Below are 16,085 nucleotides of genomic sequence, written 5' to 3'. Positions count from 1 at the left end.
GTGACACAAAATTATAAAATACTATGCATAAGACAATTATAAATGTGGCTGATTTTAAGTGACGAAGTCAGGAAAAAGAGCGGTTAGCCGCCAATTTCACATCGACAACTAACCGCTCAGCGGTAGCGCCCCCTTTTAATATCCGAAAATATCTTCCGCAGTCAGTTCGATGACCGGCCCGATTTTTCTAAGCGCCTCCATGTCGAGTTCTTTCTTGTCGCCCAAGATAGCGTAGCTGTACGTGCGGCCCTTGATCCATTGCTGTTGGAAATCGACGATATCCTGCAGCGTCATGCCTTGCACGTCGTTGAAAAGCTTGATTCGGCTGTCCACCGTCTGTCCCAGGTCTTGTGCTTCGATGTAGTCCCAGATAACGCCCATTTTCGTAATTCGGCTGGTGCGCAGGCGGGCCGTCATGGCCTCTTTGGCGAGTTTGAAAGCCGCCTCGGACTGCGGCATGTTGTTGATGATGTCGTTGAACGTGTTGATGGCGTCGAGCATCTTGTCGTTCTGCGACGAAATCTGCGAGATGAAGAAGTAGTCCTCGTCGGCATAGCTCGATTGGTTCAGTCCGGCCCAGGCCGAGTAGGCCAGTCCGCGGCTTTCGCGCATCTCCTGGAAGACGATGGAGTTCATGCCTCCGGCGAAGTATTCGTTGTAGAGTTTGCGAACCGGTTCGATGGCGGCGTCAAATTTCTCGCCGCGGTTGGAAATCTGCGACATATAGATGTTCTTTGCCTCGTAGGGTGCCACATAAATCTTTGTTTCGGGCGTGGTCTGCTGCTTGAAGTCCTCTCCGGCGGGTACGTCCTTCAGCGTGTCGGGCGTGCGGTGCTCCTTGTCGAGCAGGGACACGAGTTCCTTTTCGCCGCTCGGGCCGTAGTACAGGATGCGGTGCTTGTAGCTGCTCAGGTTGTGGATGCGGTCCACCAGTTCCTGCGGATTCATGCTTTTCAGCTCGGCTTCGCTCAGCATGTTGTTCGCGGGGTTCTTCGGCCCGTAGCTCACGTAGTTGACAAGGCAAGCGAGGTTGGTGCCCTGACTCAGTTTGGCATCCTTGCGTTCCTTCAACAGGTCGTTGGCCAGATTGGTGTAGGCTTCGGCGTTCACCTGCGCGTCGGCCAGCAGTTTCTCGAACAGAGTCATGGCGGCGGGCAGGTTTTCGTTGAGACCGGAAAGGGTGACGTAGGTGCGTCGGTTGCCCAGCCCTACGGAGAACGAACAGGCCATGCGGTAGAATTCGCTCTTCACCTGTTCGGGCGTCATATCCGATGTTCCCAGATATTCCAGATACCGGGCGACGACGTCCAGCGCCTTGTCCTGGTTATGACCCATGTCGAAGAGATAAATCAACTGGAAGATGTCGTTGGATGTATTCTGCTTGTAGAGCACGGGCACGCCTTTGGCGGTAGTCAGCTGTGTCAGGTCTTTGCTATAGTCCAGGAAGACAGGTTCGATGGGAGTCACGTTCGCGGACTCGGCCTGCAACTCCTTCAAAAAGGCACTGGCCGTGTCGCGGTTCATCACGATGGGAGTGATTTCGGGCTTGGCAATCTTCATTTCGTTGGGGTCTTTGCCCTGGCGCTTGTAGATGAGGGCGTAGTTGTCGTCCTTCAGATATTTGTTGGCAAAGTCCACGATATCCTGCTTCGTCAGCTTGGCCATACGATCCAGTGCGGTCACTTCGTCGGCCCAGCTGCTGCCGTTGATGAACGACTGCACGAACCAGTCGGCACGGGCATCGTTGTTTTCCAGCTGGCGCAGCTGTTGGAGTTTGAAATTGTTGATGTTGGCTTCCAGCAGGTTCTCGTCGAAGTCGCCGTCGCGCAGTTTCTTCAGTTCGCCCAGCAACAGGTCTTTCACCTCGTCTAATGTCTGTCCGGCTTTCGGAAGTCCGGTCATCATGAAGGCACTGTAGTCGCTCATGGCCTCCGGATAGCAGTAAGCGCTCAGCGTCTTCTGCTGCTGCGTCAAATCAAGGTCGATGAGACCGGCCTGACCGTTGTACAGGATTCGTGAGAGGATTTGCAGCGTCTCCAATTCCTTGCTGGCCGCGCCGGGAAAACGCCAGGCCAATGTCACGTTCTCGGCTTCGGGACCCAGCACTTCGCGCACAATGGGAGCCGTGATGTTGGTTTCCTTAGGCAGGTCGAGTTTCGGCAGATTGGGATTAGGCTGCATGTCGCCGAAATATTTGTCAATGGTGACAATCATCTGATCGGGGTCAAAATCACCGCTGAGACAAATGGCCATGTTGTTGGGCACGTACCACGTCTTATAATAGTTCTTGATGTTGGTGATAGAGGGGTTCTTCAGGTCTTCCTGCGTGCCCAGTACGGTCTGCGTACCGTAAGGATGATGAGGGAAGAGGGCAGCCAGCGTCTGCTCGTAAACCTTGTAGGCATCGCGGGTCAGCGACATGTTCTTTTCTTCGTACACCGTTTCCAGTTCGGTATGGAAACCGCGGATGACGCAGTTCTTGAACCGTTCGGCCTGAATTCTGGCCCAGTTCTCCACTTCGTTGCTGGGTATATCTTCGGTATAGCTGGTCACGTCGAAGCTGGTATAGGCGTTGGTACCGTTGGCGCCGATGGCTGCCATCAGCTTGTCGTATTCGTTGGAGATGGCATATTTCGAAGCTTCGTAAGAAAGGCTGTCGATGGTGTGGTAGATAGCCTTGCGCTCGGCTTCGTCAGTCGTCTTGCGGTAAATCTCGAATGTCTGTTCTATCTGATCGAGCAGAGGCTTCTCTACTTCATAGTTCATGGTACCGAAATGATTGGTTCCCTTGAACATCAGGTGCTCGAAGTAGTGGGCCAGACCGGTGGTTTCGGCCGGATCGTTCTTGCCGCCCACGCGCACGGCGATGTACGTCTGGATGCGCGGTTCGTCCTTGTTGACGGTCATGTACACTTTCAGACCGTTGTCCAGCGTGTAGATACGCGCCCGGAGCGGGTCATTGGGAACAGTCTCGTAGCTGTATTTCGCTTGGGTACAGCTGTTCAGGCCAAAGGCTGCCAGACAAAGCAGCGGCAGGCCGATTTTCTTGAGTAATGCGTTCATAAATAGACTTATTAGAATGATAGCTGCAAAGTTATTCGTTTTTTTCATACCTTTGCATCCCGAAACAAAGTATTTCCATTATGATAACCGCTGAACAACTGAAAGATATCAAAGACCGTACCGAGGCGCTGAACTGCTACTTAGACATCGAAGGCAAGAAGATTCAGGTGGAGGAAGAACAGCTCCGCACACAGGCTCCCGGCTTCTGGGACGACCAAAAAGCGGCCGAAGCCCAGATGAAGAAAGTGAAAGGCCTCCAGCAGTGGATTTCCGGCTACAACGAAGTGAAAACCCTTTCGGACGAATTGCAGCTGGCATTCGACTTCTATAAGGACGAACTGGTAACCGAAGAGGAGGTGAACGAAGCCTATACCAAAGCGGCCGAAGCCGTCGAAGCCCTTGAACTGAAGAACATGCTGCGCGAGGAAGCCGACCAGATGGACTGCGTGCTCAAAATCAACTCCGGTGCAGGCGGAACGGAGAGCCAGGACTGGGCCAACATGCTGATGCGCATGTACCTGCGCTATGCCGAGACTCACGGCTACAAGGCTGCTATTGCCAATCTGCAGGAAGGCGACGAGGCCGGTATCAAGACCTGCACCATCGAAATCAGCGGTGACTGTGCCTACGGCTACCTGAAGGGAGAGAACGGCGTGCACCGCTTGGTACGCGTGTCGCCCTACAATGCCCAGGGCAAACGCATGACATCGTTCGCCTCCGTGTTCGTCACTCCGCTGGTGGACGACACCATCGAGGTGAACATCGAGCCGGCCCGCATCTCATGGGACACCTTCCGAAGCGGCGGCGCAGGGGGCCAGAACGTGAACAAGGTGGAATCCGGCGTCCGTCTGCGCTACCAGTACAAAGACCCCTATACGGGCGAGGAAGAAGAAATCCTGATTGAAAATACCGAGACGCGCGACCAGCCCAAAAACCGCGAAAACGCCCTCCGCTTGCTGCGCTCCATGCTCTACGACAAAGAGATGAAGCACCGCATGGCCGAGCAGGCAAAAATCGAGGCAGGCAAGAAGAAAATCGAGTGGGGCTCGCAAATCCGCAGCTACGTCTTCGACGACCGCCGCGTGAAAGACCACCGTACCAACTATCAGACCAGCGACGTGAACGGCGTAATGGACGGCAAGATAGACGGCTTCGTCAAAGCCTACCTGATGGAGTTCGCAGGTGCGGGCGAGGCTTGATGCAGAGGAAAATCCCAAGCATCAGAGGTACCAGAGGTGCCGAATGATTTGCTGCGTAAACACCTTCACGCCGGGATAGGACGTCGGGATTTGTCCGGTCACGTCTTCCAGCAGGGCTACGACGGGGAGTACCGATGTTCGCGTTGTCTTTGCAACGGCCTTCCTGTCGTAGTCGTAGGGTGCAAATGTCAGTACATGCTCTTTTTCTTCCAGCAGGAAGCGATAGTACCAGGAATTCTCCTCGCTGCGGTCGGAGTTAACGATAAAGGTTCCTTTCACCATTTCTTCCTCCTTGTCCATCTCTGTGGGATAGAAGCAAAGCGTTCCGCTGTATGGGTCTTGGGGATTATCGAATATCATCCGGTAGCCTCCGCCTGCCGCTTTTACGGGCATAACGGCCCGCGCTTCTTCGCGGAGGGCGGCTTTCTGTACCTCCGTCAGCTGCTCTCCTCCCGTGATGAGTACATCCAGACCGGCGACGGCCAGCGTCTCCTTGTTTTGGAAAACTATCACTTTCAGGACGATGGACGCATTCGTGCCGTCGGTTACGGTAACGTGTGCTTCGCCCCAGCTCTGCGGATAGAGCACGAAAGCGTTGGAATACTTCATGTCGATTTTCAGCACGGCGGAGTTGTCGCATTGTGCGATGTAGCTGCCATCGCCGCCGAGGATGGTGACGGCGCCCGCGCTTCCGCTCTCTTCCGCTAAGGGAAAGCATATATTTACGGTGTTGTCTTCGTCGACAGACAGGTCGAAGCGGAGCGGATTGCTTTCTTCGTTGTCGCACCCCGTCAGGATGGCGGTGCAGAGGAATGCGAGGAGCATTCCAAATGGTTTTAGAATTCGTTTCATAGTTACTGTGTTTAGTTTATTATTATCCGCGCAAAATTATGGAATGGAGTTGAAAAGTCCAACAAAAGTTCGGTATTATTCTCAAACTGTGTTGAAGAATTTGAAGCCTACTGCCAGATAGGAACGAAAAGGACAATAATAAATCCAGAAATAAGGCCAAATAATTACAATAAATATACTAACTTTGTAAATCGGATTACAGAATATAATAGTGACAGATGCGCAAGCAAAATATTTCGCCTATTGGTTGACCCGAAGTCTGCCGTCAGACAGTATCGGGAAGTTCACGTCTTCTTTGCAGGATGCACAAGTCGATTTGACCCCTCATCAAATCGACGCAGCCCTTTTTGCGTTCAAGTCGCCCCTCTCCAAAGGGGCTATTCTTGCTGACGAAGTAGGCCTTGGCAAGACCATCGAGGCAGGCATCATCCTTTCTCAGTTTTGGGCAGAACACCGCAGACATTTGTTGGTTATCGCTCCGGCGAACCTCCGCAAACAATGGGCTGCGGAGTTGCAGGAGAAATTCTTTCTGCCGTCGCGCATCCTCGAATCCAAAACCTTCAACGAATATATAGAGGCGGGCAGTCTCAATCCATTCGACTGCGAGGAGGTAGTCCTCTGCTCTTATCAGTTTGCAAGGGCAAAGGCTCCTTATCTTCACCAAACGCCATGGGATTTGACAGTGATTGACGAGGCCCATCGGCTGCGCAATGTTTACAAGTCGTCCAGCAAGATTGCCAACACCATAAAAAAAGCCCTTGCGGATCGCAAGAAGATTCTCCTTACAGCCACGCCGCTTCAAAATTCCATCCTCGAACTTTACGGATTGACGAGCCTGATTGACGACTATGCTTTCGGTGACCTCAAGAGTTTCAAGATGCAGTATAATAAGACGCTGGACGAAGCCGGCTATGCAAACCTCCGCCGCCGTCTTGCTCCGCTCTGCCAACGCACGCTGCGCCGCCAAGTGCTGGAATATATACGCTATACCAAACGCGTCGCCATTCTGCAAGAATTCTTTCCGACCAAACAGGAGCAGGAACTCTACGATTTCGTTTCGGAGTATTTGCAGCGTCCCCGCCTCTATGCCCTGCCCAATAGCCAGCGGCAGTTGATGACGCTGATTCTGCGCAAACTTCTCGCCTCATCCACCTATGCCATTTACGGTACGCTTTGCGCCCTGCGGGACAAGTTGGAAGCCAAACTGCGCCGACATGCCGGCGAACCGGAAGACGCAGAGCTGTTCGCCGATTACGAGGCTTACGAGAGCGATACCGAAGAGTGGCTCGACGACGAAGAGGAAACCGAATCCGAAGAAGAGGAAATCCTCACGCCGCATGATATTGAGTGCATTCGGAAGGAAATCGCCGACATCAAAAAATTCTGTGATCTCGCTTATAAAATCCGCCGTAACTCCAAAGCAGAGCGGCTTTTTGAAGGACTGAATCAAGGATTTTCCCAACTCGAAGCACTCGGAGCCCCGAAGAAAGCCCTGATATTCACCGAATCGCGCCGCACGCAGGACTTTCTCTTCGAACTGCTCGAAAAACGGGGCTATAAAGGGCAGGTCGTGCTATTCAACGGTTCCAACTCCGACAAACAATCTGCCTCCATTTACAAAGCGTGGAAAGAACGGCACAAGGGCACGACAAGAATCACCGGCTCGGCTGCGGTCGACAAGCGGGCTGCCCTCGTGGATTATTTCCGCGATAAAGCAACCATCATGATAGCTACCGAAGCCGCCGCCGAAGGGATCAATCTGCAATTCTGTTCGCTGGTCGTTAATTACGACATGCCATGGAATCCGCAACGCATCGAACAGCGCATCGGGCGGTGCCACCGATACGGACAGAACTTCGACGTCGTAGTCATCAACTTTCTCAACAAGGCCAATGCGGCCGACGTGCGGGTTTACGAGTTGCTCGATCAGAAGTTCCAGCTATTTAGCGGAGTATTCGGGGCGTCCGACGAGGTGTTGGGAGCAATCGGCAACGGCGTCGATTTCGAAAAACGAATTGCCGCAATCTACCAGCAATGCCGCACGACGAAAGAGATACAGGAGGCGTTTGATGCGTTGCAGTCGGATTTGCAGGAGCAGATTTCCGACAAGATGCTGAAAGCCCGCACGACGCTCCTCGAAAATTTCGACGAGGAAGTCCGGCAGAAACTCCGCGATAGCCTTGATACCGCCCAAGAAAACCTCAATCGCTTTGAGACAGTTTTATGGCAATTAACATACAGTTACTATGCGGATTGCGCTGATTTCGATGAGGCAAAGCATTCTTTTACGCTTCATTCCGCCCCGGACGGAGCGGCGGTCGCTGCGCAAGACGCCGGCCGATACCAAATGATAAGCCGCAACCGGCATCGGAGCCTTCGGCTGCCCGACGGCGTAAAGCCTTACCGCATCGGCGACCCGCTGGCGCAACAAATGCTTTCGACGCTGAAAAACAAGGAAGTGCCCGTGTCGGAAATACTTTTCGACTACACCCATACGCTCCTCCATGTTACGTGCATCCAGAATCTTGTCGGACAGTCGGGCTGGCTGACCGTCGAACAACTTACCATTGTTTCCTTCGAGCGGGAGGACTTTTTGCTTCATGCCTGCATTACCGACGAGGGTGAAACGGTGCCCTCCGATATTGCGGAGTATCTGTTCCAAGTTCATGCTACGGAAATTCCGATGACACCGGAACTGCCAGCCGATGCGTCGGCGGCGCTTGCCGACGCCCTTACATTGCAGCGGACGAAAATCGTTACTGCCAACGCCGAGCGGAACAATCGTTTTTTTGAGGAGGAGATGGAGAAACTCGACAACTGGGCCGAGGATATGAAAGCCGCTTTGGAGCGGGAGTTGCGCGACCTCGATGCCGAAATCAAACTCCGCAGGAGCGAGAGCAAAAAGACCTCGCGGCTCGAAGAGAAAGTACGCCTCCAGCGGCTTGTCAAGGAGTTGGAGAAAACGCGAAGCGAGAAACGCCGCAATCTTTTCGACGCACAAGACGAAGTGGACAACAAGAAAGAAACCTTGCTGGCGACGGTCGAGGCTATGCTCGCGCAAAAAATTGAACAGAAAAAGTTACTAACGATTAAATGGAGAGTAATATGAGAACAATAGATGATCTTATTAGCGAAGGGAAAAAGTTTGAAATTAAGACGCAGCCCGAGTATGCAACTCTTGGAGGTAACGGGATGCAAATTCACCCTTCATACGAATATGTAGACAATGGAGCCCAATATTTTTCATGGCAGGAAATATGTAAGCGTTTTATCGCTACCAATTATTCCAAGAATGATAAGGCTATAAGTGATTTTGACGATGCATCAAAAATTATTAGCAGACAAAACCACCTTAAGCTAATTAGTATTTTAGTGGCATTACGAGAAATTCCCGAACCTTGCATAAAAAACACACCAAACAATATGGAAGGGATAACAATAAATGTAACCCAAAATCAGCAACAGAACCAGACTCAAAGTCAAAATTTTGAATTGTTTATGACTACTATTAAAAGCTGCCTATCATCAGAACAATTTCAAGAGTTGCAAACGATAATAAATGAGAATCCTAAAATAGAAGAAGCGCAACCTAAAATCACAGAAAAACTGAAAAGTTTTGGTCGTGATGTCTTGTCAAATATCATAGCCAACATTATTACAAGTCCGACAATTTGGTCTGGGCAATTTTAATTTGAAATACGATGGCACAGAACAGACTAAATAAATTGGAACTTACTTGGATTGGTAAGTATGACGAAAAGCCGGCATTGGAACCGAGGATTTTGATTGAGAATCCCGAATACTCCTACGGCAAGGTTGAAACGGGGACGCTTCCCAATGGCAGAGCATGGAATGGCAATATGCTGATTCATGGCGATAATCTGCTTGCGCTGAAATCGCTCGAACAGGATTATGCCGGCTGTATCAAGTGCATCTATATTGACCCACCATATAATACGGGAAGCGCTTTTGAACATTATGACGATAATCTTGAACATTCCATTTGGCTTGATTTAATGTATCAAAGATTAACTTGTCTAAGAAGTCTACTATCAGATAATGGTTTTATATGTTGCCATATAGATGATAGTGAAGGACATTATCTAAAAACTTTAATGGATGAAATATTTGGTCGCAATAACTATTTAACGACTTTTTATGTGCGAGTTAGATATGCAGATAAAACGCTAAAACAAGATATGGATTTCCATAAAGAAATAGAACAAATACATATTTATCGTAAATGTTATGGTGCAAGACCGAATAAAGTAGAAATTCCTGATAGTTTCGATAAATTTAATTGGTACTTCTCTGAAGGTAAACCATCTTCCAGTATAACCCTCGGAGGAAAACATGTTGATATATTTCCAAAAGAGCAATGGACTGTTGAACAACGAAAAGGTAGTTCTACTGGAAGAAAAGAAATTTGGGCAACAGGTACTATTCTTGACGGAAACTCATCCGGTCGTTTTTTTCGTGATTATTTAAATGGTCGATACAAAACAGATGGGTATGGCGTTCTTTATAAAGTTTACGGAATAGGTGATGATAGATTTGAATTTAGGTATTTTACAGGGCCTCAAAAACAAGGAGCAACTAAAGGAAAATATTATCAAGGAGTACCAACGTCATTGTTTGAAAAAAAAGTATTGACTAAATATACTCCTATCAATAATTTTTATGATTTAGCGAGTAATTTTGGAAATTGTCGAACAGAAGGTGGAGTAGAATTTAGAAGTGGTAAGAAACCCGAAATATTGATTAGTCAAATTTTGAAATACTTTTCTAATCCAAATGATTTAGTTCTTGATAGTTTCCTCGGTTCCGGTACAACAGCAGCCGTAGCCCAGAAAATGGGGCGCCGCTATATCGGTATCGAATTAGGAAACCACGCTTACACCCATTGCTATCCGCGTCTGAAAATGGTAACCGACGGTACCGACCAAGGCGGCATCTCGAAAGCACAAGGGTGGAAAGGCGGCAGCGGATTCAAATTCTACGAACTGGCTCCCAGCCTGCTCAATCACGACAAATACGGCAACCTTGTCATCAACAAGGAATATAATGCCGATATGCTGGCGGCGGCAATGGCCAAGCACGAGGGATTCGTCTATGCGCCCGACAGCGAGGTTTACTGGAAACAGGGGCGTGGGGCGGAGAAGGACTATATCTTCACCACGACGCAGTTTCTCACGGTCGAGGCATTGGCACAGTTGCACGAGCAGCTGGCAGAAGACGAATCGCTATTGATCTGCTGCACCTCGTTCCAGCCCGAATGCCGCAACCGTTTTGCGAACATCACTCTCAAAAAGATTCCGCAGATGCTGCTCGGCCGCTGCGAGTTCGATCGCAACGACTATTCCCTGAACATCATCGACCTGCCCCGCATGGAGGAGGAAGAAGATTGTTTAGATGAAGATTTGGCGGAGGAGAATGATGCCAATTCGACATCTTCAACCGATATGCAGCAAACATTATTTTAAGATTACAGGTATGAAACAGGTTTTCAATATATATTGCGACGAAAGTTGCCACTTGGAGCATGATGGAGAGAAAGCTATGGCAATAGGAGGCGTATGGTGTCCACAGAACAAAAAAGATGAAATTTTCCATCGCCTTAGAGAAATCAAAGAAGAACATGGTCTTAGTAAACGATTGGAAATAAAATGGAATAAAGTGTCAGAAGGACAGTTGAGTTTCTATATGGACGTAATCAACTACTTTTTTGATTACAGCGATTTGCATTTTAGAGTTTTGGTTATACCCAACAAGCAGGAGCTGAATCACGAATTGTACGGCCAGAGCCACGATACGTTTTACTACAAGATGTATTTCAATATGCTTAAAACGCTATTTGAACCGGATTGCGGCTACAATATCTACATCGACATCAAAGATACACGAGGACAGAAGAAAGTGGAAAAACTGCACGAGGTGTTGTGCAATAACCACTATGACTTTAATAGAGAGTTAATCCAAAAAGTGCAACAAGTCCGTTCCGAAGAGGTTGAACTTGTTGCGTTGGCAGACCTATTGATTGGAGCCGTTTCGTATCTTCATAGAGACAAAAATACAAGCACCGCAAAGCTGAGCCTAATTGAGCGCATTAAAGCAAGAAGCGGATACAATTTGAAGTCAAGCACTCTTTACCGAGAAAACAAATTTAATATTTTTGTCTGGAAAAGCGGTTATGGAAGATAATACATATTTTGAGTTGCCGGAACTTATAGAACTGACGCAATTCGGAGGCGACTTTAATAGATACTTGGAAGCTGTCTACGAATTATTCAAGAGAGATTTCATAGACCGCAAACCTGTATTCAGAGGTATGCGGGTGGGATTAAAGAAGTACCCTTTATATCAAGATAAGGAAGCTACCTTTTGGCATATGACCACAGAAGGCAATGGTGAAGCCAACCGAAAAACTGATTTAAGAAGAATGGAACGGATACAATGGCCGGCTCCTATGATTAACAACTCAACCCATTCATATCTGAAAGTTTGGGAAAATACACGCGGAACCAAAACCAATGTTCTGATTTTTCACGATGCGGAAAACTATTTGGTCGTATTGCGTAAAGCAAATGGCTATATAATCCCGTGGACAGCATATTTAATTGAACATAAGGCAAGAAAATACAAGTTGATGAAAGAGTATGAAAACTATAAAAAGCAAGGAGCGATATAAATATCGCCCCCGTTTCTCCTTTAACACATGGTCAATGAGATGCTGCAAAGGTAATGCATCAAATAACTATAAGCAAATATTTTACCGGCTATTTTTATCAAAAATATAAAACTGCACTGATAATGAACTCAATAACCCAAAATATAAAACAGCGCTTGTCGCTTCGCAAGCCGCTGGCCGAGGCACTCGAAGTGTTGGCAGAAATTGTCGATGGACTGTCACTGGCCAAGCCGCCGGAGGCGGAGTCGGATTTGCCTGCTTTTCTGCAAAAGGAACTCGCCGCAGTCAAGGAAACGGTTCCGTTTATGAAGGATTTTGAACGCGATTTCCCGTCGCTGGCATTTTCGATTGCAACGGGAATCGGCAAAACGCGCCTTATGGGGGCTTGCATCGCCTACCTCTATTTGGCCAAAGGCATCCGGCATTTCTTTGTCCTTGCACCCAATCTGACCCTGTACGAAAAATTGAAACACGATTTCGGAGAGCCGTCGTATGAAAAATACGTATTCAAGGGAATCAGCGAATTTGTCAGTGATCCGCCGCAAATAGTCACGGGCGAGACGTATGACGGCCGCACGCCATCGCTATTCTCGTCGGTGCAGATCAACATTTTCAACATTGCCAAATTCAATTCGGATAGTAAGGAAGGCGGGAAAAAGGCGGTTCCGAGGATGCGGCGGCTCTCGGAATACCTCGGACGCTCCTACTTTGAGTATTTGTCTACACTTCCCGACCTCGTCATACTGATGGACGAAGCGCATCGCTACCATGCTGACGCATCGAAACGGGCAATCAACGAATTGCGTCCGATACTTGGGCTGGAGATGACGGCAACGCCCCTCGACGAGAAGAACCGGTCGTTTAAGAACATCGTTTTTGAATACAACCTGGCACAGGCGCTGGCCGATAAGAAATATGTCAAAGACCCGACCGTCGCAGGGCGCAAGAACTTTGACAAGCACAACTATACACCTGAGGAAATCGAGATTATCAAAATAGAAGACGGAATCAATGTGCATGAACGCACGAAAGTCGCTATCGAACTCTATGCCAAACAATACGACAAACCTGTTGTGCATCCATTCATATTGGTAGCCTGTCGCGACATCGCTCATGCCGGCCGTATTAAGGAGTTGCTCGAAAGCGACCGCATATTCCACGGCAAGTATCGCGGCAAGGTGCTGCAAATAGACAGTTCGACGAAAAAGGACGAAGAAATCGAACAGCAGTTCGTCGCGCTCGAATCGCCCGACAATGAAATAGAAATCGTCGTCCATGTCAATATGCTCAAAGAGGGGTGGGACGTCAACAATCTTTATACGATTATTCCGCTGCGGTCTGCCGATGCCGCTGTGCTTATTGAGCAAACTATCGGACGCGGACTGCGCCTGCCGTATGGAGGTGAACGCACGGGGAACAAGGATGTCGATACGCTTACGGTAATTGCCCACGAGAATTTCGCTGCCGTCATTGCCAAAGCGCAAAGCGGCGATAGCGTGCTCAGCAAATTGACCTACGTCGAAATGGATGAACCAGAGGCAAAAGAACCAGCCGGCAAAGTTGTCCCTACGATACCGCCATTTGTCGAGAAGCATCGAAACAAAATACAACAGGCCCGTACCGACCAAGAGAAACATGAAGCCGAATGTGCCTATGATGCCGTTCGCGCTGTGATTGAGGCAATTCCGCAATGCGTTCATAACGTACAACATCTCAGCGAATTGGCGCAACCGGAGAGTATCCGGCAGATACGGCAAAAGGCTGTCGAGGTGATCAGTCGGCAAACACAGGCTGCGAATCCGCTTTTTGCCGAACAAGAAGCTGTAGCACAAATAGCCCAACTTGATAAGGTAATCAAATCCGTAATTATCGACTATACCCAAAACGTCATCGAAATTCCGCGACTCGTGGTCGAACAGCCTCAAAGCAGAATAATTTACGAGGATTTCGATCTAAATACGGAAAAGGGTTACAATCTGGCGGACATAAGTCATGAAATCCTGCGTCAGAGCCTTGCAACCGGAGAACGCGATGTGATTGCCGGAAAGACAGGCAGTTCGCGGGGGAAGGCGGTGGATATTCTGGTCGCCCGTCTGATTGATTATGACGATGTGGATTATGATGCCTGTGCCGATTTGCTTTACAAACTTGTCGGGCAGGCGGTAGCGGCTATACGCAGCCATTCGCCGGCGACAGCGGAGGACGAAGTCGCCGAAAAGGTCAATGTCTACAAAGAATCATTGGCAGACAATATCTACCGTCAGATGAAAGCACACGCCCATCTTGAACGTGACGAAATGCCTCCCAAACGGGTTTTGCCGTTCAGCCGCATTCTCGACCAACATCTGGTAGAGAACAGTTATGGCTACCGTATGGTCAGCGACATTCCCGAAACGGCTGCACTGGCAAAGAAATACATTGTCCGGGGATTTCTGAAATCTTATTACCCGAAATATCGGTTCGACAGCACTACGGAGTGGGACTTTGCGTATGTCCTTGAAAACGACAAAAAAGTGCTGAAATGGTTGCGTCCGACCCCATTGCAATTCAGCATATATTGGGCAGAGGGGTCAAAACACTACGAGCCGGATTTCATTGTGGAAACCGACGACACGATATATATGTGTGAGACCAAAGCGGAAAAAGACATCGACGCCCCGGACGTCCAGAAAAAGGCGGAAGCAGCCCAAACCTACTGCGCTGTAGTAACAGCGTACAATATTCAGCATCACGGTAAACCGTGGAAGTATGTGATTATTCCGCATTCGGCTGTTCTGCGCACCTATTCCTTTAGTTATATACTCAGCAAATCGAATCTTTTCCACTCATAGTATGAAGAAAGTTCCCGAAAGCAATGCACATTTGTCGTTAAAAAAATAAGCCTCATGCCCGCTTCACCGAATAGTATTGATAATCCTGCTGGCGGAATTCAGCGGTTTCTGGTCTGACAATACCAATGTCTTGACCATCTGCAAGGTTCCCTGTTTGTACTTTTGAAAATGTGCCGATGCGATGTGCGACCTGTATGCCTCCGCGCTGGCATAGGTTTCGAGAATCGTAATCCGGCAAGGGTTATCCTGTTCCGCTACGGCGTACATGGTCAGCACGCCCGGCTCGGTGCGCAGGGAGATTTCGCCGACTTCGGCAGCATATTTCATGTATTCCTCCAGGTATTCGGGATAAACCTCTATCTTCGACAGACGCACGATGCCGTCTGGCTGCATGGGCTGTTTGGAGCACATTCCCTGTGCCTTGTCCTTCCTCGTCTCAGGATTTGTTTGCCGGACAGACCGGCCGCCGAACAGGGCCTTCGCATTTCCTGCCATGATGTCGTCCGCATACGGTGCCGTCTGTTCGTCTTCGGCCAGCCGCGACCGCAGGCTTTTCAGCGCCTCGGTCAGGACGGCTGCCGGTTGATAAGGATAATCGGAACCGTACAGCAGATGATCGGGCGTAGTGAGGGTCAGCAGGGATTTCACGACATCGGGCGTCGCCCCTCCGGCAAGGTCGTAATAGAGGCGGGAGAGGTTGGCTTCCCAATCGACCGCCTGCATATAGCCTTTTGCCTGCATTGCCGGCAGAATGGCTTTCATGCGCGGGACGGCCAACGGCAAAAACGACCCGCAATGCGGCACGACAATCCGAAGGCCGGCATAACGGGCCAGCACGTTGCGGGCAATCATATTGAGGACTGCGCGCGTGGTTTCGGAAGGATATTCGTAAACGGCGAGCGGTGCGGTGGCGATGATGTCTTCGTTTACCGGGGACGGCTTGTGCGGATGCAGGATGATGACTGCCTTGCGTTCGTTCAGTACCGCCATCAGCGGATCGAGCGCTTCATCGCCTACATACTGCCCCCGGCTGTTCGTCGCGAGCTTGATGCCGTCCGCGCCGAGCGTATCGAGTGCATAAACGGCCTCTTCGATGGCTGCCTTCACATCGGGCAGGGGCAGCGAGGCGCAGAACAGGAACTTGCCGGGATAGTCGGCTTTCAGTTTGGCGCAGGCTTCGTTGTAGCGGCGCACCGCCTTCCGGCACTCCTCCGTATCTCCGAAATAAGGCTGGGGTGCAGGCATGGAGAGCAGACTGGTTCCGATGCCCGCCGCTTCCATGAATTTCAGGTGGGCGGATACGTCCCATTCAGGCAAAGGAAATGTCTCTTCCATGGCAGCCCCGTGCCGTTCGAGCAGCGCCTTGAATTCGGGCAATATATTGTGGCAATGCACATCGACGGTCTGTTGCGCCGTCGCCGTAAAAAGCGGGAGCATAAACAAGAGCATTAA

General features: G+C 49.7%; 9 protein-coding genes and 2 pseudogenes. 7 read left to right on the top strand and 4 right to left on the bottom strand.

Translation table 11 applies throughout. The features are described 5' to 3' along the window. Window positions 1–135: 135 nt before the first annotated feature. Window positions 136–3,063 (bottom strand): insulinase family protein, encoded by a 2,928-nt coding sequence (locus Q0Z70_RS08445; protein ID WP_298073655.1) that lies wholly within the window; start codon window positions 3,061–3,063, stop codon window positions 136–138. Between the two features lie 80 nt (window positions 3,064–3,143). Here Q0Z70_RS08445 and prfB point away from each other — a divergent pair, with 80 nt between their 5' ends. Next, entirely contained in the window at window positions 3,144–4,262 is a 1,119-nt protein-coding gene (gene prfB / locus Q0Z70_RS08440) for a peptide chain release factor 2 (protein ID WP_298073654.1), read from the top strand. A gap of 21 nt (window positions 4,263–4,283) precedes the next feature. Here prfB and Q0Z70_RS08435 read toward each other — a convergent pair whose 3' ends face one another. Then, a complete protein-coding gene (locus Q0Z70_RS08435; protein ID WP_298073653.1) occupies window positions 4,284–5,114 on the bottom strand; it encodes a hypothetical protein in 831 nt (276 codons plus the stop codon). A 211-nt stretch (window positions 5,115–5,325) separates the two neighbouring features. Here Q0Z70_RS08435 and Q0Z70_RS08430 point away from each other — a divergent pair, with 211 nt between their 5' ends. The 6 genes from Q0Z70_RS08430 (at window position 5,326) to Q0Z70_RS08405 (ending at window position 14,633) form a co-directional block, all read left to right on the top strand. Continuing rightward, on the top strand, window positions 5,326–8,223 hold the full coding sequence (locus Q0Z70_RS08430) for an SNF2-related protein (protein WP_298073652.1): 2,898 nt from the start codon (window positions 5,326–5,328) through the stop codon (window positions 8,221–8,223). After that, a complete protein-coding gene (locus tag Q0Z70_RS08425) occupies window positions 8,220–8,804 on the top strand; it encodes a peptide chain release factor 1 (RefSeq protein ID WP_298073651.1) in 585 nt (194 codons plus the stop codon). The genes Q0Z70_RS08430 and Q0Z70_RS08425 overlap by 4 nt, the downstream gene beginning before the upstream one ends. Window positions 8,805–8,815: 11 nt before the next feature. After that, on the top strand, window positions 8,816–10,597 hold the full coding sequence (locus Q0Z70_RS08420; protein ID WP_298073650.1) for a site-specific DNA-methyltransferase: 1,782 nt from the start codon (window positions 8,816–8,818) through the stop codon (window positions 10,595–10,597). Window positions 10,598–10,607: 10 nt separating this feature from the next. Further along, a complete protein-coding gene (locus Q0Z70_RS08415) occupies window positions 10,608–11,315 on the top strand; it encodes a DUF3800 domain-containing protein (RefSeq protein ID WP_298073649.1) in 708 nt (235 codons plus the stop codon). After that, a complete protein-coding gene (locus tag Q0Z70_RS08410) occupies window positions 11,305–11,802 on the top strand; it encodes a hypothetical protein (protein ID WP_298073648.1) in 498 nt (165 codons plus the stop codon). The genes Q0Z70_RS08415 and Q0Z70_RS08410 overlap by 11 nt, the downstream gene beginning before the upstream one ends. Before the next feature lie 122 nt (window positions 11,803–11,924). After that, window positions 11,925–14,633: a DEAD/DEAH box helicase family protein gene (locus Q0Z70_RS08405; protein WP_298073647.1), complete on the top strand. Its 2,709-nt coding sequence runs from the start codon at window positions 11,925–11,927 to the stop codon at window positions 14,631–14,633. Window positions 14,634–14,696: 63 nt separating this feature from the next. Here Q0Z70_RS08405 and Q0Z70_RS13560 read toward each other — a convergent pair. Together Q0Z70_RS13560 and Q0Z70_RS08400 are read right to left on the bottom strand one after the other, a co-directional pair. Beyond that, window positions 14,697–15,047 (bottom strand): annotated as a pseudogene (locus Q0Z70_RS13560) (antibiotic biosynthesis monooxygenase family protein); the annotation flags it as partial. 63 nt (window positions 15,048–15,110) lie between these two features. Then, window positions 15,111–16,070, bottom strand: a pseudogene (locus Q0Z70_RS08400) (amidohydrolase family protein); the annotation flags it as partial. Window positions 16,071–16,085 lie beyond the last annotated feature (15 nt).

Source organism: uncultured Bacteroides sp. (assembly GCF_947632445.1).
Classification (GTDB): domain Bacteria; phylum Bacteroidota; class Bacteroidia; order Bacteroidales; family Bacteroidaceae; genus Bacteroides.
This window is presented reverse-complemented; position numbering and strand designations above follow the sequence as displayed.